Source organism: Curtobacterium sp. MCBD17_013 (assembly GCF_003234565.1).
Taxonomy (GTDB): Bacteria; Actinomycetota; Actinomycetes; order Actinomycetales; family Microbacteriaceae; genus Curtobacterium.
The window spans coordinates 1-24,931 of sequence record NZ_QKTU01000011.1 but is presented as its reverse complement, the minus strand read 5'-3'; the positions used below and the strand labels follow the sequence as shown (position 1 = coordinate 24,931).

Here is a 24,931-nt window from a genome sequence, read left to right as displayed (position 1 = left end):
GTCAGGACGACGTCACGCTGGTTGCGTCGGATGGGCTGCCAGCACATCGCCGAGGAGGCGGACGAGAGCGTCGCGATCGGCGGGGGACAGTGCTGCGAGGAGCTCGTCCTGCACGGCGTCGGCCTGCGTTCGGAGATCGGCGAGTCGTTCCCCGCCGTTCGCCGTGATCGTGACGATGTTCCGCCGTCGATCCGCCGGGTCAGGGGTCCGGAGCACGGACTCGTCGGCGTCGAGCCGGACGACGATGCCGTTGACGTTGTTGCGGTCCAGACCCAGCACCCTGCCGATGTCCGCCTGGCTCAGCGGGCCGTACTCCTGCAGCGCGGACAGCACCGCGAAGTCCGAACGCGCCTCGAGCGGCATGCGCGCAGCGGTCAGGCGGGTGCCGATCGTCGCCACCCGTGCGGCCTGCCAGCTGACGAGGGTGCGGAGCGCGTGAGGAGGTCGAGGATCAACCGACATGCACCGAGACTATCAGTTGGTATGGCCAACGGATCGGTGCTAGCGTTGGTGCTACCAACATTGGTCGGACCAAGGAGTTTTCATGCCATTCACCCCATCCCCCGCTTCACTCGCCGGTCGGCGCGTCCTGGTCCCCGGCGGAACCGGCGGCGTCGGCGAAGGTGTCGTCAGCGCGTTCCTCGATGCCGGCGCCGATGTCGTCGTTCCCACTCGCTCGGACGAGCGGGGCACGGAGCTGCGCGCTGCACTCGGCCATCTCGGGGTCTCGCCGTTGCTGCACCTCCCGACGCACGACTACACCTCCTTCATCGGAGCGGACGAGCTCGGCCGTCAGATGACCGAGCGGCTCGGCGGGATCGACGACGTCGTCGTGCCGGTCGGCGGATGGTGGCAGGGCGGCCCCCTGACCGGCATCCGCGAGGACGACTGGGGGGCCGCGTTCACCGGCCTCGCCACCGCGCACATGGCACTGGCACGGGCGATCGTGCCGCGGCTGAGCGGACTCGGCGCGTACACCGTGGTCGTCGGCCAGTCCGCCACGTTCCCCGTCCCGGGCAGCGGGCTGGTGAGCATGGAGCAGGCCGCGCTGCTCATGATGCAACGCGTCCTGGCCGCCGAGACGCCGGACCGCAGGATCCACGCCCTGGTCCTCGGCCCCGTCCGCACCCGATTCGTCGATGGCGAGCCGGAGCAGGTGTCCGCCGGCGAGGTCGGCGACGTGGCCATCGCGCTCTCCCGGGCCGCCGATGTCCCCAGCCGTGCCGTGCCCCTGGGCTCCAGCGGCGAGGCTCGCGCGCTCGTGACCGAACTGACGCAGACGGCCTGAGCGCGTTGCTCCACGTCCCTCTCCGGGCCACGAGCCGGGAGAGGGACGTGCTCGTCGAACGGGCTCGAGCGAAGCACCTGCTGCTCCCCGCCCCTGCCGATCCGTCGTGGCGATGTCGCCGCACAGGAGGGGCTTCAGCGGCTGCGAGGACGGGAACGAGGTCCGGACCTGGCCACGGCCACTGCGTCAGAGGCGACGATGAGCACGATCCCGCCCCACTGCCACGGAGCGAGTTGCTGCCCCAACACGATCAGCCCCACGGCAGCAGCGGCGACCGGGTTGAGGCTCATGACGATCCCGAACAACGACTGAGGGATCCGCCGGAGCACCACCACGTCGGTGGCGTAGGGGACCACAGACGAGAGGACGCCGACCGCCGTGCAGAGCACGCTGGTGGAGACGTCGAACCGCCCGGTCAGGAGCAGCGACAGCAGGATCGGCAGGGAGGCCAGCGCAGACGCGCAACTCGCCACGGCGGGTCCCTGCAGGCCCGGAAGCCGGCTCCCCACGACCCGGTTCAGCACGATGTACGCGGCCCAGCACAAGGCCGCGGTGCAGGCGAGCGCGACGCCGATCCAGTCGGTCGACGGACCGGGAGACACCAACAGGACCACACCCGCGCCCGCACCCACCGCGCAACCGGCCACCCGCCACGACCGTGCACCGACCAGGGCCACGCTGACCGGTCCGAGGAACTCGAGCGTGATGGCGAGGCCGAGTCCGATCCGCCCGATGGCGGTGTACAGGCTGAGGTTCATCACGGCGAACACCCCACCGAGCGACAGCGCAGGCCACCACTGCCCCCACGACAACCGGGCGAGGTTCGGTCGCGAGAGGGCGGTGAGCGAGATCGCGGCGATGAGCTGCCGCACGGCCACGACGCCCGGCGGGCCGACACGAGCGAAGGCGAGATCCCCCAGTGCCGCTCCGACCTGGTTGCTCACGGCACTGCCGAGCAGGGCGAGGACCGCCCCTCCGGGCACCTTGACCGAACCGCCCGATGTCACCACTTCTCCCGTCATGGTGAACACAGTGCTTCGCGGCTGCGCGATCGGGAAATGCAGACCACGACGATCTATACGCTGGACGCATGGACGTGACTCTGGTTCAGCTGCGCGCACTCGTGGCGCTGGTGTCGACCGGGACCTTCACCGACGCGGCCATCGATCTCCACGTCTCGCAGGCCTCTGTCTCACGAGCGGTGCAAGCCCTCGAGGCAGCGCTCGGCTTCTCGCTCGTGCGCCGGACGACGCGCTCGCTCGAGCTGACGCCGCAGGGACGACGAGTGGTCGATCACGCCCGCCGCATCCTCGACGAGGTCGAATCGCTGCGCGACCTCACTCCGCGCGCGAGCACCGAGGTCCGCATCGGGTATGCATGGTCGGCCCTCGGCCGACACACGACGAGGTTCCAGCGCGAATGGGCGGCAGAGCACCTCGAGCCGGCACTCTCGTTCGTGCAGAGCAACACCCCGACCGCGGGGCTTGCCGAGGGCGGCGTCGACGTCGCGATCCTGCGTCGTCCTGTCGATGATCCTCGCTTCGACTCGGCTCCGATCGGCACAGAGCGACGCTTCGCGGCCCTCGCCTCCGACGATCCCCTGTCGCGACGCCGGAGCGTCACCCTGGCCGACTTCGCTGGCCGCACCGTCGGCATCGATCTGCGCACCGGGACCACAACAGCCGACCTCTGGGCAGGCATCTCGGCCCCGGCGGCGTTCCGTGACACCCGGCACGTGGACGACTGGCTGACGCTGGTGGCCGCCGGTCAGGTGACCGGGATGACCTCGGAGGCCACTGCCGCACTGCACGCTCGAACCGGGGTCACGTTCCGGCTCGTTCGCGACGCTCCCCCGATCGAAGTGCTGATGGCGTGGCGAAGAGCGTCGGCACCTCCCGCCCTCGCTGCGCTGATCGAGAAGGCTCGGGGGCTCCTCGCCGATCCGATCTCCGGTACGAACGACCGTCGAGTGGGTGGTCCGTTCCCGTTGTCAGCCGCTGGATCTCGACCGTCAGTTGGTCCCTGAGTCGAGGTCTCCGGAGCGGGGCCGGGCCGCAGCATTGATGGCCACGGCGACGCCGCAGAGCGCGGAGGCGCGCCTCGCGTCGTTCGTCACAGGCCAGAGCTCCCGGTGAGTACTCGATGGGCGTGGTCGAGCCGGGCACGCGATCGCACCGCTGGGAGGCGCCCGCCGATCTCGAGCGTCGCCAGCCCGTGGACCGTGGCCCACGCGACCTCGGCCGCCGTGTCGTCCGGAGCGGGGAAGGCCGCCTTGATCGCGGCGAACCCACGTCGGAGCGCATCGGGAACGGATCCCGAGCCGAACTCGAGCCCGGACGGCATCGAGAACATCGCCTCGTAGAGACGGGGTCGGCCGACGGCGAAGTCGAGGTACGCCTGCATCCGCGGCAACGGCTCGGCAGGAGCGGCTTCGAGTGCTGCCGCGAGTTCGCCGAAGCCGTCGAGGGCCACGGCGTCGATGAGCGCCTGCCTGCCTCCGGCGAACGCGGAGTAGATGACGGGCTGGGTGACGCCGAGTTCGGCAGCGAGACGGCGCATCGTCACCGCCTCCCACCCTTCGGCTTCCGCGACGCGGCGGGCGGCGCTGACGATCTCGTCGCGCCGGTGGTCGAGGTCCGGTGCTGGTCGTGGGGACATGCTCCGAGAGTAGCAGAGCAAAGTTAGATAACACCGGTAGACATCGTCGGAGAGAAGCGCTACGGTCGTTGCAGATCAGCGTTACATAACAACGAAAGGAATCACTCGTGTTCATCGCAGCCTTCTCCGTCGCCATCGCCGGATGCCTCTTCATCCTCTTCATCGGCGGCCGGTTCCTCATCGCGCCGGCGATCGCCACAGCGGGGTTCGGCGTCGCCGAGGACCGTCGGCGCGCGTTCACGAGCATCAAGGGGGTCCGCGACATCACCTCGGGCATCGTGCCCCTGGTCGTCCTCGCCGTCGCCGGACCGCACGTCTTCGGTTGGGCGCTCCTCGCTGCGGCGATCACCCCGATCGGTGACGCGATCATCGTCGTCACCAACGGCGGCACCCTCCGCCAGGCCCTCAGCGTCCACGGCACCACGGCGCTGCTGCTCGTCATCGCCGGCCTCGTCCTGGCACTCGCGTGACCTCGGCGCCGCATCGTCCGAGGCGGCCCGGCGGCCGGTCGACCCACCCCGCCGCCTGATCTCTCCCACCACCAACACGCACACCACCGCCACGAAAGGTCCGAACCCCATGAGCACCACGAACGAGCACGACACCACCACCGAGATCGTCCTGGCTTTCTACGAGCCCTTCCGCACTGGTGACACCTCCGTGTACGACGAGGTCCTGGCGGCGGACTGGATCGACCTCCCCCTCGCCTCGGGGCAGGAGCAGGGCCCGGCCGGCATGGCCGCACAGATCGCGCTGTTCCGTCACGCGATGCCGGACTACAGCGTCGAGCACCAGGACGTCATCGTCCAGGGCGACAGGGTCGCTGTCCGCAACACCGTCTCGGGGACGCATCAGGGCGCGTTCATGGGTCACGGGCCCACCGGCAAGCGCATCGAGATGCGCACCATGGACATGCACCAGGTCCGCGACGGGAGGATCGTCGCCACCTGGCACCTCGAGGACTTCGCCGGTCTCATGGCCCAGCTGAACGCCCCTGTCGACGCGCCCACGCCCGCCGCCTGGGGATAGGCCGACTCGGTCGAGGAGCGTCACTGCTCGACCGGGTCGGAACCCGCGCGCGTCGTCGGACAGCACCGAAGCGTTTGACAAACGTCAACAAAACGCTATAGTTGACATCTGTCAAATTTCAGGATGCAGAGTGGCATCCATCCCGTCCAGGAGTCCCCGATGTCACGTTCCGACGCCACTGTCCGTCAAGATCACCCCGCCGAACCCACGGCCATGTCCCACCGCCAGGTCCTCGAGGCACTGTCCGGGCTGTTGCTCGGCATGTTCGTCGCGATCCTCGCGTCGACGGTGGTGAGCACGTCCCTCCCGAAGATCATCGGTGACCTCGGCGGGGGCGAGAGCGCCTACACCTGGGTCGTGACCTCGACGCTCCTGGCCACCACCGTCTCGACCCCGGTGTGGGGCAAGCTCGCGGACCTGTTCAACCGGAAGCTGCTCATCCAGCTCGCACTCGTGATCTTCGTCCTCGGATCCGCGCTCGCCGGCTTCTCGCAGAACCCCGGGACACTCATCACGTTCCGTGTCCTCCAGGGCCTCGGCGCTGGTGGCCTCACTGCGCTGAGCCAGATCATCCTGGCCGACATCATCAGCCCGCGGGAGCGCGGCCGCTACGGCGGCTACTTCGGCGCCGTCATGGCAGTCGGCACCGTCGGCGGTCCGCTGTTCGGGGGCCTCCTCACCGACAGCCTCGGATGGCGCTGGAACTTCTTCGTCGGCGTGCCCTTCGCCGTCGCCGCGATCATCCTGCTGCAGATCACCCTGAAGCTCCGCACGTTGCCGAAGCGCACGGTCTCCATCGACTACTTGGGCATCACGACCATCGCCGGTGGCGTCTCGCTGCTGCTCATCTGGGTCACCCTCGCCGGCAAGAACTTCGACTGGGTGTCGCCGACCTCGTTCGTGATGGTCATCGGTGCCGCGATCCTGCTCGCGGCCACCGTGTTCATCGAGCTCCGCGCGAAGGAGCCCATCATCCCGATGACCCTCTTCAAGAACCGCACGTTCTCGATGGCCGTCATCAGTTCGATCGCCGTGGGCATCGCGATGTTCGGCGCGACCGTCTACCTGGCGCAGTACATGCAGCTCGCTCGTGGCGCGAGCCCGACGCAGTCCGGCCTGTTGACGATCCCGATGATCGCCGGTCTGCTCATCGCGTCCACCGTCGGTGGCAGCTTGGTCACCAAGACGGGCAAGTGGAAGCCGATCATGCTCATCGGGTCGATCGCCCTCGTCGTCGGACTCGGCCTCATGGGAACGATCGAGTACGACACGCCATACGTCGTCGTCGCTGTCTACATGTTCGTCATGGGGGCCGGTGTCGGCCTGGTGATGCAGAACCTCGTCCTCGTCGTCCAGAACACCACCGAGCCCGCGAACATCGGTGCAGCATCCTCCGGGGTCGCGTTCTTCCGCTCCCTCGGCGGCGCGATCGGCGTCTCCGTCCTCGGCACCGTGCTCGGGACCCGCGTCGCGGACGCCATCAGCGACAAGCAGGATGCTCTGACCAAGGCGATCACCGCGCTCGGGGAGAAGGGCGTCGCGGTCGCGAAGGAGCTGTCGTCGGGCAGCATCCCCGCCGTGAGATCGCTGCCGCACAGCGTGCGCCAGATCATCGAGTCGGCGTACGGCCAGGGTGTGGCCGACGTGTTCCTCATCGCAGCGCCGATCGCGATCGTCCTCGTGCTCGCGATCGTGTTCATGCCGAACGTGCCGCTCACCACGAAGACCGTCGCCGAGCGCTCCACCGACAGTGGACCCGCCGCCGCTGCCGCTGAGGACTTCGCGGGTATCGGAACGGTGACCGGCTCGAACCCGACGATCGTCGAAGGAGATTCGCAGATCGCGAGCGGACGTCGTGCACGACACTGATGTCATGATCGACACGACCCCGGCCGCTCACCAGTGTCCGGCCCGGCCCGGCGACCCGGTGTCGGAGGAGGTCGACAGCGCGATCGTCAGCATCGAGCGGCAGGTCCTCACCCTCTTCGCCTCCTCTCGTCGCGTCCTGCGCGAGCAGGCCGCAGAGATGGAGCTGCAGCCCGCCGGGTACCGGGTGCTCCTCGAGATCGCGCTCACCGGGAGCATCGGCGCCGGCGAGCTCGCGGAAGCACTCGGTCTCGACAGGGGCGCCCTCAGCCGACAGCTCGGCGCGCTCGAAGCGCTCGGACTCGTCACGCGAGAACGTGGCTCGGGTGATCGTCGCGCCGTCGTCATCCACCCCACTCCCGACGCCGTCCGGCGGGTTCAACGCATCCGCACGAGCGCGCGCACGGCATTCCGTGAACGGCTCGCGGCTTGGCCACGCGGCGACCTCGAGGAGCTCGCCAGGCTCCTCGCCAACCTCTCGTGACCATGGACGGCCGGGGGAGCGGTGCGGGCGAGGTGACCAGCCCGACGGCGAGGGAACCCGACGGCTCCGGCCCCGCTCCGCTCGGTCTGCGCGAACGCAAGCGGGAGGAGACCCGTCGGCGCATCATCCGAGCAGCCCGAGCCGGATGCCTCGCGGTCGGGATGGAACACCTCACGATCGACACGATCGCGCGCGACGCCGACATCTCGCCCCGGTCGTTCTTCAACTACTTCTCGAACAAAGAAGCAGCGATCGCCGGAGTCGTACCGGGCACCGTGCAGACGCTGACCGCCGACGAGCTGGACCGGCTGCCCACCGATCTCGTGGACGCGGTCGTGACGATCGTCATCGCGGTCCTCGGCCGGCAGGTCGACAGCGAACACGGGGACCTGCGCCGCGAGGTGTTCGCCCGCTACCCACAGCTCCTCGACGAGTTACGTCCGATCTGGAAGGCCTCGGTGCAGAGCGCCACCATGTCGGTCGCCGAGCTCCTCCGGCAGCGGGGCGTCGCAGCGGACCGGTCCGGCATCGTCGCGCCCACACTCGTCGCGATGTGCGTCGCGGTCGTTCGTTCGATGCTCTCGACCGGTGCACTGGACAGTGTCGACGTACCCCGGGAGATCGGTGCGGTCGTGGATGCGCTCCGATCGACGGTCGACGTCATCAACGGCAACACCTGACGACGGTCAGCCTCCGGTCGACGAGCCCGCCGTGATCCCGACACGCGAACGACCGTCGGCGCCCCGGACCGGCGCGATCGGAGGCGCACCAGAGGCTCCTTGACGCGTGCGCGAGCGAACGGTTAGCGTCTGGAACGATCTCCGCGTCGACGATGACCGGAGCGAGGGAGCCACCGTGAAGCGAAGCGCACGCAACCGAGCAGGGGCGATCGTGGCGGGTACCGCCACCGCCGCCGTCCTCGCCGTTCTGGGAGGAGCCCCGGCGGCATTGGCCGCTCCGGCCCCGGACCACTTCCCGCCGGGGGTCGCCAGCAAGCAGAACCCCGTGGACACGCAGCGCGCCGTCGAGACCTACCAGGCGTTGCAAGCGAACCTCTACGACCCGGCGCACAAGCTGTACGTGAGCAGCGACGCCCGCGAGCCGTACGGCTACCTCTGGGACTACGTTAACGGCTTCGCCGCGACCGATGCGGTGGCATCTCTGCCCGGCGTGGGAGCCCGCTACGCCCGGGACCTGCAGGCCCGAGACCAGGGGATCCAGGCCTACCACGACACCCACGAGACCAGCCCCACCGGTGCCGCCCAGCCGCCGGCCTACGCGTCCGGCGTGCTGCCCCCGCTCGGCCCCGACCAGCCCACCTACTACGACGACAACGCCTGGGTCGGCCTGGACTTCCTGCAGCAGTACGCCATCGACCACCAGAAGCGGAACCTGGCGCAGGCCGAGGGCGTCTTCAAGTTCGCGGTCAGCGGGTGGGACACCGACTCGACCGGCGCGTGCCCGGGTGGGGTCATGTGGGAGGACACCGCGGACTCCCCGCGCAACACGATCTCCAACGCCCCGAACGCCGAGGTGGGCCTCGAGATCTACCAGGCCACCCGTGACCCCTACTACCTGACGTGGGCGACCCGCATGTACAACTGGGCCCGCGGCTGCATGATGAACGCGAACGGGATGTACTACGACCACATCAGCCCGGACGGGAGCATCGACCAGACCCTGTGGAGCTACAACCAGGGCACGATGATCGGGGCGGGCACGCTGCTCTACGAGAGCACCGGGAACCGCACCTACCTGCACCAGGCCGAGCAGACCGCCGCCGCCTCGGTCAGCTACTACGGCACGAACGGGAACCTGTACCACCAGCCCGACGTGTTCAACGCGATCTTCTTCCGGAACCTGTTCGGGCTGGCCGCGATCAACCACGACCCGAGCTACGCGCGGATGGCGGCCGCCTACGCCGACACCGCATGGGTGGAGGACCGCCAGTCGAACGGACTGTTCAACGACCCCGACGCCTCGGGCGGCGAGTCGCCCGTGAACCAGACGGCGCCGATGGTGGAGATCTACGCCCTGCTCGCGAAGAGCGCACCCGTCTACGCCGCGACCGGTTCGACCAACCCGTCCTCCGTGGCCGTGCAACCCGGCACGTCGGGCACGACCACGCTCAGCATCCAGTCGGTCGAGGGCCGCCCCCAGATCGTGCACTGGACAGCGAAGGCCCCGGCCGGACTGACCGTCCGCCCGGCATCCGGCACCCTCGTCGTCCGCGCGGGCGGCACCGCGAGCACGCCCGTCTCGATCACCGGAGGCACCACCGACGGCAACCAGCAGGTCACGTTCGCCTTCTCCAGCACGGCCGGTGCGGTCCCGTCGGTGACCACCTCCGTGCTCGTGGCCCGACCCGGCGACCTGGCTCCGTACTACGACAACACCGGCATCTCCGACGACAGCGCGCAGTCGACCGCCGACCTCGACGGGTACGGGTTCAGCTACTCGGCGCAGGCACTGGCAGCCAGCGGACTCACGCCTGGTGCGACCGTCACGAGTGACGGCATCCAGTACGACTGGGCGGGCACCCCCGGGCAGCCGGACAACATCGTCGCCGCCGGCCAGGTCCTCGCGGTCCCGTCCATCGCGGGAGCCACCGAGCTCGGCATCATCGGCTCGGCGACGAACGGTCCCTCGACCGGTCCGTTGACCCTCACCTACACCGACGGCACCACGCAGCAGGCCACACTCGGGTTCAGCGACTGGACCGCCAGCAGCCCGTCATTCGGCAACGGCACCGCCGCCTCCACGCAGTACCGCAACAGCACCGGCGGTTCGTCGCAGGGGCTCGGGACGCACCTCTACACAACGAAGATCGCACTGGAGGCCGGCAAGACGCTCGCGTCGGTGACGCTCCCGAGCCGCGCCGACCAGGGGCTGCTGCACGTGTTCGCGCTCGGGACGGACAAGGGGGCGCTGACGACGGCGGGCTGACCCGGGCGACCTCCTTCAACGAGAACGTCATCGGCAAACTGCTCCGGGACGCGGGACTCGCGTTCCACCCGCTCTTCATCGCCGAGCCGCACATCTTCGTCGCTCGGGGGAACCCGCTGGCGTCGCGAGCGCGCGCGACCCTCGACGACCTCGCCGACCTCCCCCGGCTCACGTTCGACCAGGGCGCGAACAACTCCTTCTACCTGGCCGAGGAGATCCTCTCCACCCTGTCGGGCAAGCGGGAGATCCGGGTGTCCGACCGGGCCACGATCTTCAACCTCATGACCGGGCTCGACGGGTACACGATCTCGACGGGCATCATCAGCGACGACCTCGACCCCGCGATCGTCGCCGTGCCACTCGACGTCGACGAGCGCATCGAGATCGGGTGGATCACCGACGCCTCGATCCCCCTCACCGAGCAGGCACAGCGCTACCTGGCGGAGGTGCGGGCGGTGGTGAGCGGATTCGGGGTGGCCGTGCTGGGGTAGGCGACGAGCGCCTCCCGGCCCTGCCCTGACTCAGCTCGTGGTCAGCGCAGCGAGGAGGTCGAAGGCCTCGTCGATGTGGACGGTCAGCGGGCGCTCCGGCCCGGTCAGCCACAGCGACGCAGCGCGATGGAACGTCGCCCACCCGACGACGCTCGCGAGACCTGCTTCCTCGTCGGACGCTCCGCGCTCCCGGAGCGCCTCGGCGAGGACCGACGCCACCGCGGCGCCCTTGGCGAGGTCGCGCTCGGCGAGCGCGGGTGTCGCGGCGATGACCCGGAGACGCCGCGCGCCGATGGCTTCGTTCGCCTCGAGGACGTGCGCCGAAGCCCGGAACGCCGCGTGGAGCGCTTGCATCGGGGTCGCCGTGTCGGAGGCGTTCCGCACAGCCTCGGCGAGCGAAGGCGCCAGCGCGTCCTCACCGTCGAAGAGCACCTCGCGCTTGTCCGGGAAGTGCCGGAAGAAGGTCCGGTGGTTGACGCCAGCGCGGTCGGCGATCTGCGCCGTGGTCGTCGAGTCGTAACCGATCTCCGTGTAGAGCTCGAGCGCCGCCTGCTGAAGCCGCTGCCGCGCTGCTGCTCCACTCCTCGGCATCCCCCAAGGCTACCCGCTTGCATCGGTTGCGCCAGTAAGTGGCACAACGTAGTGTCACTTCCTGGCACTACACGGTGCCTCGAGAGGAGCTGTCCATGCACGTCTTCATCACGGGAGGCACCGGGCAGACCGGACCCGCGATCGTCGCTGAGCTGGTTCGTGTCGGCCACCAGGTCACGGGCCTCGCACGTTCGGACGTGGCCGCGACCCGGCTGACCGGGCTCGGGGCGACACCGGTCCGCGGCACACTCGAGGACCTCGACGTCCTGCGCCAGGCAGCTTCGGCGGCCGACGGCGTCATCCACATGGCGTACGGCGGGGACTACGCCGAACCGGAGGCCATGATCCGCCGCGACGTCGACGCGATCACCGTGATGGGGGAAGCGCTCGTCGGTACCGGGAAGCCGCTCGTCGTCACGTCGGGCACGCTGGTCCTGCCCTTCGGGCAGCCCGCGACCGAGGCAACCGCTCCCGATCGCGCCGGGGCTGCAGCAGCCCGGCTCGCTGGTGAGGACGCCTGCCTCGCATTCGTCGACCGGGGCGTACGCGCGATCGTCATGCGGCTCGCCCCGACCGTCCACGGCCCAGGAGATCACGGCTTCGTGCCGATGCTGATCACCACGGCGCGCACGACCGGTGTGTCCGCGTACGTGGGCGACGGCTCGAACCGGTGGCCCGCCGTGCACCGCGCCGACGCGGCGGTGCTCTACCGGCTCGCCGTCGAGTCCGCACCGCCCGGGTCCGTCCTCCACGCCGTCGCGGAGACCGTCGCCTTCAGCGCCATCGCCGGAACGATCGGTGAGGGTCTCGGACTGCCGACCACCTCCATCAGCGCGGAGCGGGCCGGGACGCACTACGTCAGCCCCTTCATGGCCCTGCTCTACGGCGCCGACGCACCCGCGACGAGCACGCGCACCCGGGAGCTCCTCGGGTGGACGCCCACACGGGAGGGGTTGCTCGACGACATCCGGGACGGCGACTACCTGGACTGATCATCGTTCGTCCATCCACCGTTCGACCGGGGCTTGCGGAGGACCCGCCCATCGCGCGTCGGGCAACTCCCTCGGTGACCTGCCGGCTCCGCCTCCAGGATTCGAACCCGGACCCCACAGCTCCAAAGGCTGATGTGCTGCCGTTACACCAAGGCGGACCACGCCCGGAGGCGCCCCGACATCATCCCATGCAGCATCCGCCGCCCCGTGCGCCCGCCGACCAGCGCCACCATCAGCCGGTCGGGAGGCCCGCCACCAGCCCGCGCCGCCCCTCCCGTCCAGCGACCGACCGGACCACCCGCCGGCCGGGAGGCCCACCACCAGCCCGCGCCGTCCCTCCCGTCCGCCGCCACCGCTGCCATGATGGACGGATGCCGCAGGAGGACGAGGTCGACCGCATCGTCGCGGCGTGGCATCGCGAGCGACCGGACCTCGACTTCGCGCCGCTGCACGTGCTGTCGCGGGTGGGGCGGCTCGCCCGGCACCTCGACCGCGCGCGGCGGACGGCGTTCGCGGCCGGGGACATGGAGTCGTGGGAGTTCGACGTCCTGTCGGCGCTGCGCCGCGCGGGCGAGCCGTACGAGCTCAGCCCGAAGGCGCTGCTGCAGCAGACCCTGGTGTCGAGCGGCACGATGACGAACCGCGTGGACCGCCTGGCGGACCGGGGGCTCGTCGAGCGGCGAACGGACCCGAGCGACGGCCGAGGCGTCCTCGTCACGCTGACGCCCGAGGGTCGGACGGCGGTCGACGCCGCGATCGCGGGACTGGTCGAGGCCGAGGCGGCGATCCTCGCGGACCTCTCCCCCGCCGACCGGACGCAGCTGGCGGGGCTGCTCCGCTCGCTGAGCATCAGCCTGGGCGACTGAATCATGCGCACGGTCCAGACGTTCCTGACCGAGACGGTCCCGCGGGTCGTCGAGCCGGTCCTCGACGCGATGCTCACGCCCGAGGAGCGCGAGTCGGTCCAGATCAGGATCGTCACCGCACTGCCGCGCAGGAGCCCGTTCCGCCAGCGTTCCGACGGCACCTGGATCCGCATCGGCGCGGAGTTCGTCCCCGACGCGCTGGCCGAGCCCGAGGAGCGCGTTCCGCTCCGGCTCGACGCACCGCTCGGCGAGAACGAGCACCTGCTCGAAGTCACGATGGCCGACGAGAGCGTCGGGATCTTCCTACAGGAGGACGAGCCCGACGACCGCTTCGCCTGGCGCTTCGCCAACGACGTGCAGGACTTCGTCGCCGAGAGCCGGTTCGCGTGGGGACAGCTCCGCCCGCTGCCGGACTGGGTGCACGACCCCTGGGCCTGACCCCGACTGCGCGCCCCGACGACAACTGCGCGGTCGTCAGCGCGGCGCACTTGTCGTCGGCACGCGCAGTCATGCCGCGCCGCGCCGCGCCCCGGCCCGCCCGGCCCCTACGCCCCGAGCAGCTCCGCCACCTCGAGCCACCGCGTCTCGAGCTCCTCGAGCTCGGTGTCCACCGCTGCGAGCTTCGCTTGGAGCTCCCCGAGCCCGGCGTAGTCCGCCTGGTCATGAGCGGCGAACGCGTCGAGCACCTGCTGCCGGTCCTGCCCTGCCCGGGCGATGCGTCGGTCGAGCGAGGACATCTCCTTCTCGGCGGCCCGCCGGTCCGCACCGCTGACGGCCGGGAGGCCCGCCGCCGGACCCGCCCCGTCCCTCCCGGCCGACGCCGAACCGGCACCCGCCGCACCGGCACCCGCCGCACCGACACCAGCCGAACCGGCAACAGCGCCACCGGCACCCGCGGACCCGGCACCGCCGCGCGCGCCCGCGCCGGCCGCCGCGGCCACCCGTGCCGTCGCCGCGGACGCATCCCGCGGCGCAGCCGACCCGGCCGCACGGAGCCGCATGTACTCCTCGACCCCACCGGGCAGGTGCCGGAACCGGTGCCCGAGCACGGCGTACTGCTGGTCGGTGACCCGTTCGAGCAGGTACCGGTCGTGCGAGACGACGAGCAGGGTGCCGGGCCACGAGTCGAGCAGGTCCTCCATGGCGGCGAGCATGTCGGTGTCGAGGTCGTTCGTCGGCTCGTCGAGGATGAGCACGTTCGGCTCGTCGAGCAGGATGAGCATGAGCTGGAGGCGCCGCTTCTGCCCGCCGGACAGGTCCTTGACCGGCGTGGACAGCTGGGCCGACGAGAACCCGAGGCGCTCGAGCAGCTGCGACGGCGTCATCTCCTTGCCGTCGGCGACGTACGCGGTCTTCTTGCGGCCGACGACCTCGCGCACGCGGTCCTCGGCGTACTGCTGCAGGTCGGCGAGCTGCTGGTCGAGCATCGCGATCTGCACGGTCTTGCCGGTCTTGACCTTGCCGCTCGTGGGCTGGATCTTCTGGGACACCAGCCCGAGCAGCGTCGACTTGCCCGCACCGTTCGGGCCGAGGATCCCGGTCCGCTCCCCCGGTGCGATGCGCCACTCGACGTGCTCGAGCACCGGTTCGTCGCTGTCGGGCCACTGCACGCCGGCGTCGAGCACGTCGACGACGTCCTTGCCGAGCCGCGCGGTCGCCATCTGCGACAGGGCGACCGTGTCGCGCACGGGCGGGACGTCGGCGATGAGCTCGTTCGCTGCGTCGATGCGGAACTTCGGCTTGCTCGTGCGGGCCGGCGCGCCGCGGCGCAGCCACGCGAGCTCCTTCCGCATGAGGTTCTGTCGGCGGGACTCGGTCGCGGCGGCCATCCGGTCCCGCTCCACCCGCTGCAGCACGTACGCGGCGTACCCGCCCTCGAACGGCTCGACGATGCCGTCGTGGACCTCCCACGTCGTCGTCGAGACCTCGTCGAGGAACCACCGGTCGTGCGTGACGACCACGAGGCCGCCCTGGTTCGCCGCCCACCGCTTGCGGCAGTGCTCGGCCAGCCATGCGATGCCCTCGACGTCGAGGTGGTTCGTCGGCTCGTCCAGGAACAGCACGTCCCAGTCCCCGACCAGGAGGCGCGCCAACGCCACCCGACGCCGCTGGCCGCCCGACAGGTCGTCGACCAGGCCGTCCCAGTCGACGTCCGCCACGAGTCCGCTGATCACGTCGCGGATGCGCGCGTCCCCGGCCCACTCGTGCTCGGCGAGGTCACCGACCACGACGTGGCCGACGGTCTCGCCCGCGGGCAGGTCGTCGCGCTGGTCGAGGAACCCGACGGTCACGCCGCGACGCTGGGTCACCCGGCCGCCGTCGGGCTCGATCCGCTGTGCGAGCAGGCTCATGAGCGTCGACTTGCCGTCGCCGTTGCGTCCGACGACGCCGATCCGGTCGCCCTCGTCGATGCCGAGCGAGACGCTGTCGAAGACGACGCGCGTCGGGTACTCGAGGTGCAGGTTCTCAGCGCCAAGCAGATGTGCCACCCCTTGAGGGTAGGCGGACGGGGCCGTGCGCGCGGTCGCGGCCCCGCTCCTCCCGTTCGTGCACGCTCCCGAGCGCGCGTCCCGAGCGCGCGCCCCGACGTGCGCGCCCCCGAGTGCGCGTCCCGACGACAAGTGGGCGCGTGGGCGCGCGCGCACTTGTCGTCGGCGTGCGCCGTTCCCGTGCGGTGGTCCGCCCGGGAGGCGCGGGTCGCCCGCCGACGCGGGTCAGGCCCGGTAGGCGCCTGCGGCGATGTCCTCGAGCAGCGTCGGTCCCGTCGGTGTCCAGCCGAGGACCTCGTGCGTCCGGCTGCTCTCGGCGGACAGGTCCATGCCGAAGAACATCCCGATGAAGCCGAAGTGCTCCTGGGCCGCGGCCGGGTCGACGGAGGCGACGGGCAGACCCTCGAACGAACCGATCGCCTCGGCGATGGCACGGGTGGGCACACCCTCCTCGGCGACGACGTGCACGATCAGGCCCGGCGAGGCCTGCTCGAGCGCGAGGCGGACCGCGCGGGCGGCGTCCTGCACGTGCACGGCCGCCCAGCGCTGCTCGCCGTCTCCGACGTACGCCGCGGTCCCGGCACGACGATCGGCGTCCGCGATCAGCGCGATGAAGCCGTGGTCGCGGTCACCGTGCACCGTCGGCGCGAACCGCAGGCTCACGGGGACGACGCCGCGGTCCGCGAACTCGAGCGCGAGGTTCTCGGTACCGCCGCGGGGCGCATCGGGGCCGTTCGAGGGGTTCGGGTCCGCCTCGGTCACGGCGCGGCCGGGGGTCAGTCCGGCGACACCGGCGGCGACGAGGAACGGCTTGCCCGTGCCGACCAGGGCGTCCCCGATCGTCTGCACCGCCGCGCGCTCAGCCCGGTTCGTCTCGGCCTGGTTCGCCCAGTCGTGCTTGTTCGCGAGGTGGACCACGGCGTCCGCGGCCTCGCTCCCGGCGCGGATGACATCGAGCGTGTCGAGGTCACCGCGGAGGACCTCCGCCCCCTTGGCCTCGATGGACGCGGCGGAGGCGTCCGAGCGCGCCAGCCCGATGACCTGGTGTCCGTGGGCGAGCAGTTCGTCGACGACCGCCGACCCGATCCAGCCCGATGCTCCCGTGATGAAGACGCGCATGTGTGCGACCTCCTCCTGGTCGCGTCGTCCGCGACCGTTGATGTCAGTGTGTGACGTCACGGTAGCACTGGATGTCAGCCGCTGTCATCAGTATGATCGAGGGATGGCGCGATGGGCACCGGGGACGCCGGATCGACTCCGGGCGGCGGCGCTCGACCTCTTCGTCCGCCAGGGCCTCGAGGACACGACGGTCGCGCAGATCGCCGCAGCCGTGGGCGTCACGGAGCGCACCTTCTTCCGGCACTTCGCCGACAAGCGCGAGGTCCTGTTCTCCGGTCAGGAGCACTTCCGGAGCGCGTTCACCGAGGGCGTCGCCCAGGCTCCCCCCGGGGCCAGCGCGATCGATGCCGTGCGCACGGGCGTGGTGGCCGGCTGTGCGTGGTTCGACGACGAGCGCCGCGCGTACTCGCAGCAGCGACAGACCGTGATCCTGGCGAACCCGGGCCTCCAGGAGCGCGAGCTCCTCAAGATGACGGCGCTCGCGGCGGCCCTCCGTGACGTCCTGGACGCACGAGGCGTCGAGGAACCAGCAGCCTCGCTCGCCGCGGAGACCGGCACGAGTGTGTTCCGCCTGGCGTTCCAGCAGTGGATCGCCGAGGGCGAGACCCGCTCGATGCCCGAGATCGCTCGGACGCTGTTCGCGGAGCTCGACGCCCTGTACGGAGCGCCCGCGGCTCGGGCCCGCCCTCGGGGCTGAGGCACCAACGACGCATCCGATGCGGCGATGGACGCGGAACGGGGGCGACGGAGGCGGGCTGGGCCGGGGGCCGGGGGTGCGTCCGGCGGCGGGGCTACAGCGACGCCACCCACTCGTCCGTGCCGTCGGCGAACCGCTGGTGCTTCCAGATGGGCACCTCGTCCTTGACCATGTCGACGAGCGCGGAGCACGCCGCGAACGCCTCGGCCCGGTGCGGCGAGGCCACAACCGCGGCGAGCGCGACGTCCCCGACGACGAGGTCCCCGACCCGGTGCAGGACCCCGATCCGGACCCCGGGATGCTCGGCCGCGATCACCCCCGCGACGCGGGCGATGACCTCGGCCGCGGTGGGGTGTGCCTCGTACCCGAGTGCGTCCACGCCCTTGCCGCCGTCGTGGTCGCGCACGACCCCGGCGAACGTCACGACGGCGCCGTCCGCATCGGTGGCGACCACGGCCTCCAGCTCGGCGATGGTGATGGATCGGGTCACGACATCGGCGACCACGACGGCCGGGAGGCCCGGGGCCGCGTGCGCCCCGCCGCGCTCGTCGCTCACGACGCACCTCCGGCACCGCGGGGCGCGTGTCCCTCGCCGGCGACCTGGTCGAGCAGGTGGTCGAGCACGCCGTCGATGACGTCGAGGCCGTCGCGGACACCCCCGCGCGACCCGGGCAGCGTGACGACGAAGGTCCCGCCCGCGGCGAGGCCGGCCACACCGCGGGTGAGCAGGGCGCGGGTCGATGCCTGGGCCCCGCGCCGACGGAGCTCCTCGATGATCCCGGGGATCTCGAGGTCGATGAACGGCGCGACGGCCTCGGGCGTGCGGTCGGTCGGGGTGACACCGGTGCCACCCGTGAGCACGACGATCCTGGCGCCGCCGGCGAGTTCGGCCGCGACGATGTCGGCGATCGGGCCGCCGTCGGCCACGATGACAGCGCTCTCGACACTGAACCCGCGCTGCCGCATCCAGTCGCAGATCACGGGGCCGGTGGTGTCGAGGGACTCGTCCGCGGCGGCCTGGGTGGACACGACGACGACGGCACCGCGGCCGCGACCGGCGGACGATGCCCCGGCCCCGGACCCGGGTCCGGCCGCAGCCCCGGTCCCGAACTCGGCCCCGGCGGCGTTCGCCGGCGTCGGTGCACCGGTCGCCGGCACGTCCCCGCTCACGACGCGCTCCAGTCGCCCGAGCGGCCGCCGTGCTTCTCGAGCACCCGGACGTCCGTGACGACGGCGCTGCGGTCGACGGCCTTGACCATGTCGTAGACGGTCAGGGCCCCGACGCTCGCGCCGGTGAGGGCCTCCATCTCGACGCCGGTGCGGGCGGTGGTCCGGACGGCGACGGTGACGACGACCCGGTCGTCCTGCCCCGTGACCTCGACCTCGACGCCGCTGATCGGCAGCGGGTGGCAGAGCGGGATGAGGTCGCTCGTGCGCTTGACGGCCATGATCGCCGCGATGCGGGCGGTGCCGACGACCTCGCCCTTCGGGAGCGTGCCGTCGAGGATGCGGGCGACGACGTCCGGTCGGGTGACGAGCGTCGCCGTGGCCGTGGCGGACCGTGTCGTGACGTCCTTCCCGGAGACATCGACCATGTGCGCCGAGCCGTCGGGGCGGACGTGGGAGAGCGCGTCGGTCATCGGATCCTCCAGGTGATCAGGACGTCGCCCGGCGACACGGTGTCCGTGCCGACGGGGACGTGCACGAGGTGCGTCGCCTCGGCGAGGTGCGCGAGCAGGTGGGAGCTCGGTCCGCCGACGAAGCGGATCGTGCCGTCCTCCACCCTGCCCCGTCGGATCTGGTGTTTCCCGGACGGTGACGCGGCGGCCTCCCCGGCGGGGAACGACTCGGCCGGACGGTCGGGCAGGCCGGCGTGGCGGGCGAACACGGGGCGCAGGAACACCTCGAACGACACGAGGGCCGACACGGGGTTGCCGGGGAACGCGACGACGGGGACCGCCCGGTCGCCGAAGGGCACGGAGCCGAACGCCTGCGGCCCGCCGGGCTGCATGGCGACCCCGGTCACGGTGAGACCGGCGGGCTCCAGGGCCTCGCGCACGACCTCGAACGCACCCATGCTGATCCCGCCCGTGGTGACGACGAGGTCGGCCCAGTCGCCGACGGCCGCGGTCACCGCGACCCGGAACCGGTCGACGTCGTCGGCCACCCGGACCGCGCGGGTCTCCGCGCCCACCTCGGCGAGCGCGGCGCGGAGCGCCGCACCGTTCGCGTCGCCGATGGTCGCGCCCGCCACGCCCCCGCGGTCGGCACCGGCACCGCCGGCACCATCGGGCGGTGCGACCTCCGAGCCCGTCGACACGACGAGGACGCGTGGTCGCCGGACGAGCGTCACCCGCTCGACCCATGCGGCGGCGAGCAGACCGAGCAGGGCGGGCGTGCACGCCGCCCCGGCGGTCGCGAGCACCCCGCCGACCGGGAGGTCCGACCCCCGTCGCCGCACGAACGTCCCGACCGCGGGTGGCTCGGCGACGGTCACGGTCGGCAGGTCGAGCGCGGCGGGGAACCGGCCGGGCGGGACCGCCTCGACCGGCACGACGACGTCGGCACCCGCGGGGACGGCCGCCCCGGTCATGATCGGCGCGGCCGTGCCGGGCGCGAGCGGCGGCGGGGCGGCGCCGGCGGCGATCGGGGCCACCACGCGGAGGGGGACGCCGGCGTCGGCGGCGCGGAGCGCGAACCCGTCCATCTGACTGTTGTCGAACGGCGGCAGGTCGATCGGGGCGGTGATGCCGACGGCGAGGACGCGGGCGGCGTGCCCGGCGAGGGGCTCCGCGGCGAGGTCGTCGACGAGCCGGTCCTCCCGGCCGCCCGGTGCCACGGCGAGTGCCGCGAGCACGGGGGCGACGAGGTCCGCGATCGCGAGCCGGTGGTCCTCGATGGTGCGCATCGTGCTCCTCGTCGTCCGGATCGTCCGGGCTGCTGGAGACATGCCTAACGTCAGCCGAACGTCTGCCGATAGCGTAACCGGGACCACGCTCTGCCCCCGGAAGGACGCCACCACGTGGACAGCTCCACCCCGCTCGACGATCCCCACGCCGACTCTGCAAGCACACCGACCGACGCCGTGCCCATCGGCGTGATCGGCGGGTCCGGCCTGTACTCGCTGTTCGCCGAGGGCACGGCGACCGAGATCGAGGTCGACACCCCCTACGGGCGCCCCTCGAGTCCGATCACCGTCGGCACCATGGCGGGGCGCCGGGTCGCGTTCCTCACCCGGCACGGGCGGGAGCACTCGGTGCCGCCGCACCGGATCGAGTACCGGGCGAACGTCTGGGCGCTGCGGTCCCTCGGCGTGCGCGCGATCGTGTCGAGCTCGGCCGTGGGCGGTCTGCACCCCGAGTACCCGCCGGGGACCTTCGTGGTGACGGACCAGGTCATCGACCGGACGTGGGGGCGGCAGGACACGTTCTTCGACGTGGGCGGCGTCCAGCACCTGTCGTTCGCCGACCCGTTCGACCCCGTGCTGCGGCGCATCGCGGTGCGGGCGCTGACCGATCTCGGCGTGCCGCTGCAGCCGACCGGCACCTGTGTCGTCATCCAGGGCCCGCGGTTCTCGACCCGCGCCGAGTCCGTCTGGATGCGCGAGGCGGGCGGTCACACCATCAACATGACGATGTCACCCGAGGTGCAGCTCGCCGCCGAGCTCGGCATCGGGACCGTGAACCTGTCGTTCGTGACGGACGCCGACGCCGGGCTCGCGCCGGCCGAGGACGTACCGGCCGCCGGCGCAGGGACCGACGGGGCGCCCGCGGACGCAGCGCATGCCGACGACACCGGCGCCGTGACGCACCACCTCGTCATGGAGCGCCTCGCCGCGGCGAACGCGGTCATCGTCCGCGCGATCGAGGCGATCGTCGGCGCGGTGCCCGACGACCACACCCCGCGCGAACTCGTCCCGGTCCAGGCGTCCGCGTCGGTCATGGCGCGGGCGGTCCGGGCATGACGGACGGCACCCCGGCCTCCCGGCCGCACGGCGAGCACCTGCTCGTGACCGGCGGCGCGGGCTTCATCGGCTCGGAGATCGTGCGGCGTGCCGTCGCCGCGGGCTCCGCGGTGCGCGTGCTCGACTCGTTCCGCCCGGACGTCCACGGCGATCCGACGGGCCTGGTCGAGGAGCTCGACGCGCTCGGGGTCGAGGTCGTCCGCGGGGACGTGCGCGACGCCGACGTGGTGGACGCCGCACTCGTGGGCATCGACGTCGTGTGCCACCAGGCCGCCAAGGTGGGGCTCGGCGTGGACTTCCAGGACGCCCCGGACTACGTGTCGAGCAACGACGTCGGGACGGCGTCCGTCCTCGCCGCGATGGACCGCGCGGGCGTCGACCGGTTCGTCGTCGCGAGCTCGATGGTCGTCTACGGCGAGGGCGCCTACCGGACCTCCTCGGGGGACCCGGCGCGCCCGCCCGCACGCCGCCGCGAGGACCTCGACGCTGGCAGCTTCGAGCCCGTCGGGCCGGACGGGCACCCGCTCGTGCCGGAGCTCATCGACGAGTCGGCCGCCCTCGACCCCCGGAACGTGTACGCGCAGACGAAGGCGGCGCAGGAGCACCTGGCGTCGTCGTGGGCCCGTGCGACCGGCGGCCGGGCGATCGCCCTGCGGTACCACAACGTCTACGGCCCGGGCATGCCCGCGAACACGCCCTACGCCGGGGTCGCATCGCTCTTCCGGTCCGCGATCGCCCGGGGCGAGGCACCCCGTGTGTTCGAGGACGGCGGCCAGCGCCGCGACTTCGTGCACGTCGCCGACGTCGCGGACGCGAACATCGCCGCCATCGCCGCCACGCGCACCGCGTCGCCGGACAGCTTCGCGGCCTACAACGTGGGCTCCGGCCACGTCCACACGATCGGCGACATGGCCGGCGCGATCGCCGGTCCGGACGGGCCCCAGCCGGTCGTCACCGGGGAGTACCGGCTCGGCGACGTCCGGCACGTCACGGCGTCGTCGGCCCGCATCGCGCGGGAGCTCGGCTGGTCGGCGCAGGTCGAGTTCGTCGCCGGGATGCGCGAGTTCGCCTCGGCGCCACTCCGGGCCGCGGTTCCGAGGGACACCACCCCGGGCACGACGGACGCCGCCACGGTGTCGACGGAGGCCTCCGCGGTTCCGACGGACGCCACCGCGGGCACGAGCGAGGACGATCAGGGCGGCTCGGAGGAGCCTCCCATCGATCTCCCGGCCCGCACCGAATGACCGGCATGACCGTCGACGTCGTCCTCCCCTGCCTCGACGAGGCCGAGGCGCTGCCCAGCGTCCTCACCCGCCTGCCCGATGGATACCGCGCGATCGTGGTGGACAACGGCTCGACCGACGGGTCCGCCGAGGTCGCCCGCGCGCACGGGGCGCTCGTCGTCACGGAGCCCCGACGCGGGTTCGGGTCGGCCTGCGCCGCCGGGGTCGCCGCCGCCACCGCCGACGTCATCGCGTTCTGCGACGCCGACGCCTCGATGGACCCGATGGACCTCGTCCCGCTCGTCGCACGGGTCTCCGAGGGCCGCACGGACCTGGCTCTCGGCCGGCGACGTCCGATCGGGTCCGGCGCCTGGGCCCCGCACGCCCGGTTCGCGAACGTCGTCCTCGCCCGGCTCATGCGCGGTGCCACCGGGTACCGCCTGCACGACCTCGGCCCGATGCGGGCGATGTACCGCGAGGGTCTCGTCGCCCTCGACCTCCAGGACCGCCGGAGCGGCTACCCGCTCGAGATGGTCCTCGCCGCGCACCGCGCCGGATGGCGCGTCGACGAGTCGGACATCGGGTACGCGCAGCGCATCGGCGACAGCAAGGTCACGGGCACCCTGCGCGGCACCGTCAACGCCATCCGCGACATGTCACGGCTCCTCCGCCGGTACCGGCGGGAGGACCGGCTCGACCCCGCCCGACCGGCCCGCGTCGACGGCGGAACCGCTGCGCGGACCGCTGCCGCGCCTCCCGACCGGTCAACGGGCGTCCAGTCGGCGGGAGCGGACACGACGGAGGTGCGCGCGTGACGACCGTGGTGCTCATCTGCAAGGAGTGCGTGCCCGGCCGTGTGAAGACGCGGCTCTCGCCTGCGCTCTCGCCGGTCGAGGCGGCCCGGGTCGCCGCGGCGAGCCTCGACGACACGATCGCCGCCGTGCTCGCCATGCCCGCCGAGCGACGGGTGCTCCTGTTCGACGGCGAGCACGTCCCCGCCGCCGCGGCGTCCTTCGACGTCCTGCACCAGGTGCGGGGCGACCTCGACGAGCGACTCGCGGCCATGTTCGACACCGTGGAGGGTCCCACCCTGCTCGTCGGCATGGACACGCCACAGCTCACTCCGACGCACGTCGCCCCCGTGTTCGTCCGCGGCACCGACGGCCAGGAGGGCGCTGACCACGACGCGTGGTTCGGACCGGCCGCGGACGGCGGGTTCTGGGGCCTGTGGCTCCGCGAGCCGCGCGGCGACCTGGTCCGCGGCGTCCCGATGTCCCGCGACGACACCGGCGCGATGCAGCTCGACCGGCTCCGCGCCGCCGGGCTGCACGTCGGTCTGCTCGACGAGCTCCTCGACGTCGACACGATCGCCGACGCCGAGGCGGTCGCCGCACTCGCGCCGGGGTCCCGGTTCGCGGCGGCGCTCGCCACGGTGCGCGAGGACGACCCGGACGCCGGACGCGACCTCGAGGAGGCACGGCGATGACCACCGACACGATGCTCACCACCGGCGGCAGCCACGGAGGCGACGACCGCGACGCCGCGTTCGGCGCCGGCGGCGACGAGCCGTACGCGCAGGCCCTCGCGACCGACGGCCACATCCGGCTCCGCGACCCCGACCGCCCGGGACACGACGTGACGTTCGACGTCGGCCGCTGGAACGCTCCCGCCGACGAGGTGGACCTGTCCCTGCTCGAGGTCGTCGACGGTCCGCTCATCGACATCGGTTGCGGCCCCGGGCGGATGCTCGTCGCGGCGGGCCGGTTCGGGATCCCCGCACTCGGGGTCGACGTCTCCCCGGCTGCGGTCTCGATCGCCCAGCACGCCGGCGGCCGCGCGATCCAGGGTTCCGTGTTCGACCCCGTGCCCGACGAGGGCCACTGGGACACCGCGCTCGTGATCGACGGCAACATCGGGATCGGCGGGGACCCCGCGGCGTTGCTCGAGCGGTGCCGGGCGATCGTGCGCCCCGGCGGTCGGATCATCGTCGAGACGAACGCCGACCCGGACGCCGACCGCACCTACGACGCCCGCGTGGTGGACGCCGACGGCCGGACGAGCGCGGAGTTCCCCTGGGCCGAGGTCGGGCAGCGTGCGCTCCGCCGCGACGCCCGCGTCGCCGGGCTCAGGGAGTCGCAGCGCTGGACGGTCGCCGGTCGGTCGTTCTGCGAACTCCGCCGCCCCTGATCGACTGCACCGCCCCCCTTCCGTCCCCCTCCGTCCCCTTC

At 72.0% G+C, this 24,931-nt stretch carries 27 protein-coding genes, 1 tRNA gene and 1 pseudogene; 18 read left to right on the top strand and 11 right to left on the bottom strand.

All coding sequences use genetic code 11. The features are described 5' to 3' along the window. Positions 1-12 precede the first annotated feature (12 nt). On the bottom strand, positions 13-462 hold the full coding sequence (locus tag DEI81_RS11925) for a MarR family winged helix-turn-helix transcriptional regulator (protein ID WP_111010941.1): 450 nt from the start codon (positions 460-462) through the stop codon (positions 13-15). Between the two features lie 82 nt (positions 463-544). Here DEI81_RS11925 and DEI81_RS11920 point away from each other — a divergent pair, with 82 nt between their 5' ends. After that, positions 545-1,288, top strand: a complete 744-nt coding sequence (locus DEI81_RS11920) for an SDR family NAD(P)-dependent oxidoreductase (protein ID WP_111010940.1) — start codon at positions 545-547, stop codon at positions 1,286-1,288. A 134-nt stretch (positions 1,289-1,422) separates the two neighbouring features. On the opposite strand, the gene DEI81_RS11915 is transcribed toward DEI81_RS11920, so the two are convergent. Then, the gene (locus tag DEI81_RS11915; protein WP_111010998.1) at positions 1,423-2,310 is read right to left on the bottom strand and encodes a DMT family transporter; all 888 of its coding nucleotides are present in this window, start codon (positions 2,308-2,310) and stop codon (positions 1,423-1,425) included. Between the two features lie 68 nt (positions 2,311-2,378). Between DEI81_RS11915 and DEI81_RS11910 the strand changes: the two genes are divergently transcribed. Then, positions 2,379-3,314, top strand: coding sequence for a LysR family transcriptional regulator (locus DEI81_RS11910; RefSeq protein WP_111010939.1), 936 nt, complete (start codon positions 2,379-2,381; stop codon positions 3,312-3,314). A gap of 86 nt (positions 3,315-3,400) precedes the next feature. Here the strand turns inward: DEI81_RS11910 and DEI81_RS11905 are convergent, their stop codons facing one another. Continuing rightward, positions 3,401-3,946, bottom strand: coding sequence for a TetR/AcrR family transcriptional regulator (locus DEI81_RS11905; protein WP_111010938.1), 546 nt, complete (start codon positions 3,944-3,946; stop codon positions 3,401-3,403). Positions 3,947-4,053: 107 nt separating this feature from the next. On the opposite strand from DEI81_RS11905, the gene DEI81_RS11900 reads away from it, so the two are divergent. The 7 genes and pseudogenes from DEI81_RS11900 to DEI81_RS11870 all read left to right on the top strand — a co-directional run. Further along, a complete protein-coding gene (locus tag DEI81_RS11900; protein ID WP_111010937.1) occupies positions 4,054-4,416 on the top strand; it encodes a DUF4267 domain-containing protein in 363 nt (120 codons plus the stop codon). Positions 4,417-4,525: 109 nt separating this feature from the next. Beyond that, a complete protein-coding gene (locus tag DEI81_RS11895; protein ID WP_111010936.1) occupies positions 4,526-4,975 on the top strand; it encodes an ester cyclase in 450 nt (149 codons plus the stop codon). Between the two features lie 213 nt (positions 4,976-5,188). Next, entirely contained in the window at positions 5,189-6,844 is a 1,656-nt protein-coding gene (locus tag DEI81_RS11890) for an MDR family MFS transporter (protein ID WP_111010935.1), read from the top strand. Positions 6,845-6,848: 4 nt separating this feature from the next. Then, on the top strand, positions 6,849-7,325 hold the full coding sequence (locus DEI81_RS11885) for a MarR family winged helix-turn-helix transcriptional regulator (protein ID WP_111010934.1): 477 nt from the start codon (positions 6,849-6,851) through the stop codon (positions 7,323-7,325). Positions 7,326-7,327: 2 nt separating this feature from the next. Next, positions 7,328-8,005, top strand: a complete 678-nt coding sequence (locus DEI81_RS11880; protein ID WP_111010933.1) for a TetR/AcrR family transcriptional regulator — start codon at positions 7,328-7,330, stop codon at positions 8,003-8,005. Between the two features lie 175 nt (positions 8,006-8,180). Then, a complete protein-coding gene (locus DEI81_RS11875; protein WP_111010932.1) occupies positions 8,181-10,271 on the top strand; it encodes a glycoside hydrolase family 76 protein in 2,091 nt (696 codons plus the stop codon). Positions 10,272-10,285: 14 nt separating this feature from the next. Beyond that, positions 10,286-10,762: pseudogene (locus DEI81_RS11870) on the top strand (LysR substrate-binding domain-containing protein); the annotation flags it as partial. Between the two features lie 30 nt (positions 10,763-10,792). On the opposite strand, the gene DEI81_RS11865 reads toward DEI81_RS11870, so the two are convergent. Beyond that, positions 10,793-11,353, bottom strand: coding sequence for a TetR/AcrR family transcriptional regulator (locus DEI81_RS11865; protein ID WP_111010931.1), 561 nt, complete (start codon positions 11,351-11,353; stop codon positions 10,793-10,795). Between the two features lie 95 nt (positions 11,354-11,448). On the opposite strand from DEI81_RS11865, the gene DEI81_RS11860 reads away from it, so the two are divergent. Next, on the top strand, positions 11,449-12,345 hold the full coding sequence (locus DEI81_RS11860) for an SDR family oxidoreductase (RefSeq protein WP_111010930.1): 897 nt from the start codon (positions 11,449-11,451) through the stop codon (positions 12,343-12,345). 86 nt (positions 12,346-12,431) lie between these two features. Here the strand turns inward: DEI81_RS11860 and DEI81_RS11855 are convergent. Further along, a tRNA-Gln gene (locus tag DEI81_RS11855) sits at positions 12,432-12,503 on the bottom strand. Positions 12,504-12,716: 213 nt separating this feature from the next. On the opposite strand from DEI81_RS11855, the gene DEI81_RS11850 reads away from it, so the two are divergent. Together DEI81_RS11850 and DEI81_RS11845 are read left to right on the top strand one after the other, a co-directional pair. Then, positions 12,717-13,211, top strand: a complete 495-nt coding sequence (locus tag DEI81_RS11850) for a MarR family winged helix-turn-helix transcriptional regulator (protein WP_111010929.1) — start codon at positions 12,717-12,719, stop codon at positions 13,209-13,211. 3 nt (positions 13,212-13,214) lie between these two features. Then, positions 13,215-13,649, top strand: a complete 435-nt coding sequence (locus DEI81_RS11845; RefSeq protein WP_111010928.1) for a hypothetical protein — start codon at positions 13,215-13,217, stop codon at positions 13,647-13,649. Positions 13,650-13,756: 107 nt separating this feature from the next. Here the strand turns inward: DEI81_RS11845 and DEI81_RS11840 are convergent, their stop codons facing one another. Further along, complete coding sequence (locus DEI81_RS11840) at positions 13,757-15,700, bottom strand: ABC-F family ATP-binding cassette domain-containing protein (protein ID WP_111010927.1); 1,944 nt, start codon at positions 15,698-15,700, stop codon at positions 13,757-13,759. 225 nt (positions 15,701-15,925) lie between these two features. Beyond that, the gene (locus DEI81_RS11835) at positions 15,926-16,879 is read right to left on the bottom strand and encodes an SDR family oxidoreductase (RefSeq protein ID WP_258368682.1); all 954 of its coding nucleotides are present in this window, start codon (positions 16,877-16,879) and stop codon (positions 15,926-15,928) included. Positions 16,880-16,922: 43 nt separating this feature from the next. On the opposite strand from DEI81_RS11835, the gene DEI81_RS11830 reads away from it, so the two are divergent. Beyond that, on the top strand, positions 16,923-17,516 hold the full coding sequence (locus DEI81_RS11830) for a TetR/AcrR family transcriptional regulator (RefSeq protein ID WP_111010925.1): 594 nt from the start codon (positions 16,923-16,925) through the stop codon (positions 17,514-17,516). Positions 17,517-17,610: 94 nt separating this feature from the next. On the opposite strand, the gene DEI81_RS11825 is transcribed toward DEI81_RS11830, so the two are convergent. From DEI81_RS11825 to glp, 4 genes are read right to left on the bottom strand one after another with little or no spacing between them, the layout of a single operon-like run. Further along, complete coding sequence (locus DEI81_RS11825) at positions 17,611-18,072, bottom strand: molybdenum cofactor biosynthesis protein MoaE (RefSeq protein ID WP_111010924.1); 462 nt, start codon at positions 18,070-18,072, stop codon at positions 17,611-17,613. Beyond that, on the bottom strand, positions 18,069-18,686 hold the full coding sequence (locus DEI81_RS11820; RefSeq protein ID WP_111013986.1) for a molybdenum cofactor biosynthesis protein B: 618 nt from the start codon (positions 18,684-18,686) through the stop codon (positions 18,069-18,071). Before DEI81_RS11820 ends, DEI81_RS11825 begins: the two co-directional genes overlap by 4 nt. Then, positions 18,683-19,156 carry a cyclic pyranopterin monophosphate synthase MoaC gene (gene moaC, locus DEI81_RS11815; protein ID WP_111010923.1) on the bottom strand — a complete coding sequence of 158 codons (474 nt, stop codon included), beginning with the start codon at positions 19,154-19,156 and terminating at the stop codon, positions 18,683-18,685. The genes DEI81_RS11820 and moaC overlap by 4 nt, the downstream gene beginning before the upstream one ends. Continuing rightward, on the bottom strand, positions 19,153-20,424 hold the full coding sequence (gene glp, locus DEI81_RS11810; RefSeq protein ID WP_111010922.1) for a gephyrin-like molybdotransferase Glp: 1,272 nt from the start codon (positions 20,422-20,424) through the stop codon (positions 19,153-19,155). Before glp ends, moaC begins: the two co-directional genes overlap by 4 nt. Positions 20,425-20,538: 114 nt before the next feature. On the opposite strand from glp, the gene DEI81_RS11805 reads away from it, so the two are divergent. Genes DEI81_RS11805 through DEI81_RS11785 form a run of 5 tightly spaced genes read left to right on the top strand, consistent with a single transcriptional unit; the run spans position 20,539 to position 24,890 of the window. After that, positions 20,539-21,480: an MTAP family purine nucleoside phosphorylase gene (locus tag DEI81_RS11805; RefSeq protein WP_111010921.1), complete on the top strand. Its 942-nt coding sequence runs from the start codon at positions 20,539-20,541 to the stop codon at positions 21,478-21,480. Then, positions 21,477-22,724, top strand: coding sequence for an NAD(P)-dependent oxidoreductase (locus DEI81_RS11800; RefSeq protein ID WP_111010920.1), 1,248 nt, complete (start codon positions 21,477-21,479; stop codon positions 22,722-22,724). Before DEI81_RS11805 ends, DEI81_RS11800 begins: the two co-directional genes overlap by 4 nt. A 5-nt stretch (positions 22,725-22,729) precedes the next feature. Then, a complete protein-coding gene (locus DEI81_RS11795; RefSeq protein WP_309146672.1) occupies positions 22,730-23,518 on the top strand; it encodes a glycosyltransferase family 2 protein in 789 nt (262 codons plus the stop codon). After that, positions 23,515-24,189, top strand: coding sequence for a DUF2064 domain-containing protein (locus tag DEI81_RS11790; RefSeq protein WP_111010918.1), 675 nt, complete (start codon positions 23,515-23,517; stop codon positions 24,187-24,189). Before DEI81_RS11795 ends, DEI81_RS11790 begins: the two co-directional genes overlap by 4 nt. Beyond that, positions 24,186-24,890 carry a bifunctional 2-polyprenyl-6-hydroxyphenol methylase/3-demethylubiquinol 3-O-methyltransferase UbiG gene (locus DEI81_RS11785; RefSeq protein WP_258368681.1) on the top strand — a complete coding sequence of 235 codons (705 nt, stop codon included), beginning with the start codon at positions 24,186-24,188 and terminating at the stop codon, positions 24,888-24,890. The genes DEI81_RS11790 and DEI81_RS11785 overlap by 4 nt, the downstream gene beginning before the upstream one ends. Positions 24,891-24,931: the final 41 nt, after the last annotated feature.

Coding starts and splice junctions, on each gene's coding strand:
- DEI81_RS11865 (WP_111010931.1), bottom strand. CDS start 11,353: ATGCCGAGGAGTGGAGCAGCAGCGCGGCAGCGGCTTCAGCAGGCGGCG.
- DEI81_RS11905 (WP_111010938.1), bottom strand. CDS start 3,946: ATGTCCCCACGACCAGCACCGGACCTCGACCACCGGCGCGACGAGATC.
- DEI81_RS11890 (WP_111010935.1), top strand. CDS start 5,189: ATGTCCCACCGCCAGGTCCTCGAGGCACTGTCCGGGCTGTTGCTCGGC.
- moaC (WP_111010923.1), bottom strand. CDS start 19,156: ATGACCGACGCGCTCTCCCACGTCCGCCCCGACGGCTCGGCGCACATG.
- glp (WP_111010922.1), bottom strand. CDS start 20,424: ATGCGCACCATCGAGGACCACCGGCTCGCGATCGCGGACCTCGTCGCC.
- DEI81_RS11845 (WP_111010928.1), top strand. CDS start 13,215: ATGCGCACGGTCCAGACGTTCCTGACCGAGACGGTCCCGCGGGTCGTC.
- DEI81_RS11785 (WP_258368681.1), top strand. CDS start 24,186: ATGACCACCGACACGATGCTCACCACCGGCGGCAGCCACGGAGGCGAC.
- DEI81_RS11830 (WP_111010925.1), top strand. CDS start 16,923: ATGGCGCGATGGGCACCGGGGACGCCGGATCGACTCCGGGCGGCGGCG.
- DEI81_RS11895 (WP_111010936.1), top strand. CDS start 4,526: ATGAGCACCACGAACGAGCACGACACCACCACCGAGATCGTCCTGGCT.
- DEI81_RS11885 (WP_111010934.1), top strand. CDS start 6,849: ATGATCGACACGACCCCGGCCGCTCACCAGTGTCCGGCCCGGCCCGGC.
- DEI81_RS11915 (WP_111010998.1), bottom strand. CDS start 2,310: ATGACGGGAGAAGTGGTGACATCGGGCGGTTCGGTCAAGGTGCCCGGA.
- DEI81_RS11925 (WP_111010941.1), bottom strand. CDS start 462: ATGTCGGTTGATCCTCGACCTCCTCACGCGCTCCGCACCCTCGTCAGC.
- DEI81_RS11795 (WP_309146672.1), top strand. CDS start 22,730: ATGACCGTCGACGTCGTCCTCCCCTGCCTCGACGAGGCCGAGGCGCTG.
- DEI81_RS11910 (WP_111010939.1), top strand. CDS start 2,379: ATGGACGTGACTCTGGTTCAGCTGCGCGCACTCGTGGCGCTGGTGTCG.
- DEI81_RS11800 (WP_111010920.1), top strand. CDS start 21,477: ATGACGGACGGCACCCCGGCCTCCCGGCCGCACGGCGAGCACCTGCTC.
- DEI81_RS11880 (WP_111010933.1), top strand. CDS start 7,328: ATGGACGGCCGGGGGAGCGGTGCGGGCGAGGTGACCAGCCCGACGGCG.
- DEI81_RS11920 (WP_111010940.1), top strand. CDS start 545: ATGCCATTCACCCCATCCCCCGCTTCACTCGCCGGTCGGCGCGTCCTG.
- DEI81_RS11860 (WP_111010930.1), top strand. CDS start 11,449: ATGCACGTCTTCATCACGGGAGGCACCGGGCAGACCGGACCCGCGATC.
- DEI81_RS11850 (WP_111010929.1), top strand. CDS start 12,717: ATGCCGCAGGAGGACGAGGTCGACCGCATCGTCGCGGCGTGGCATCGC.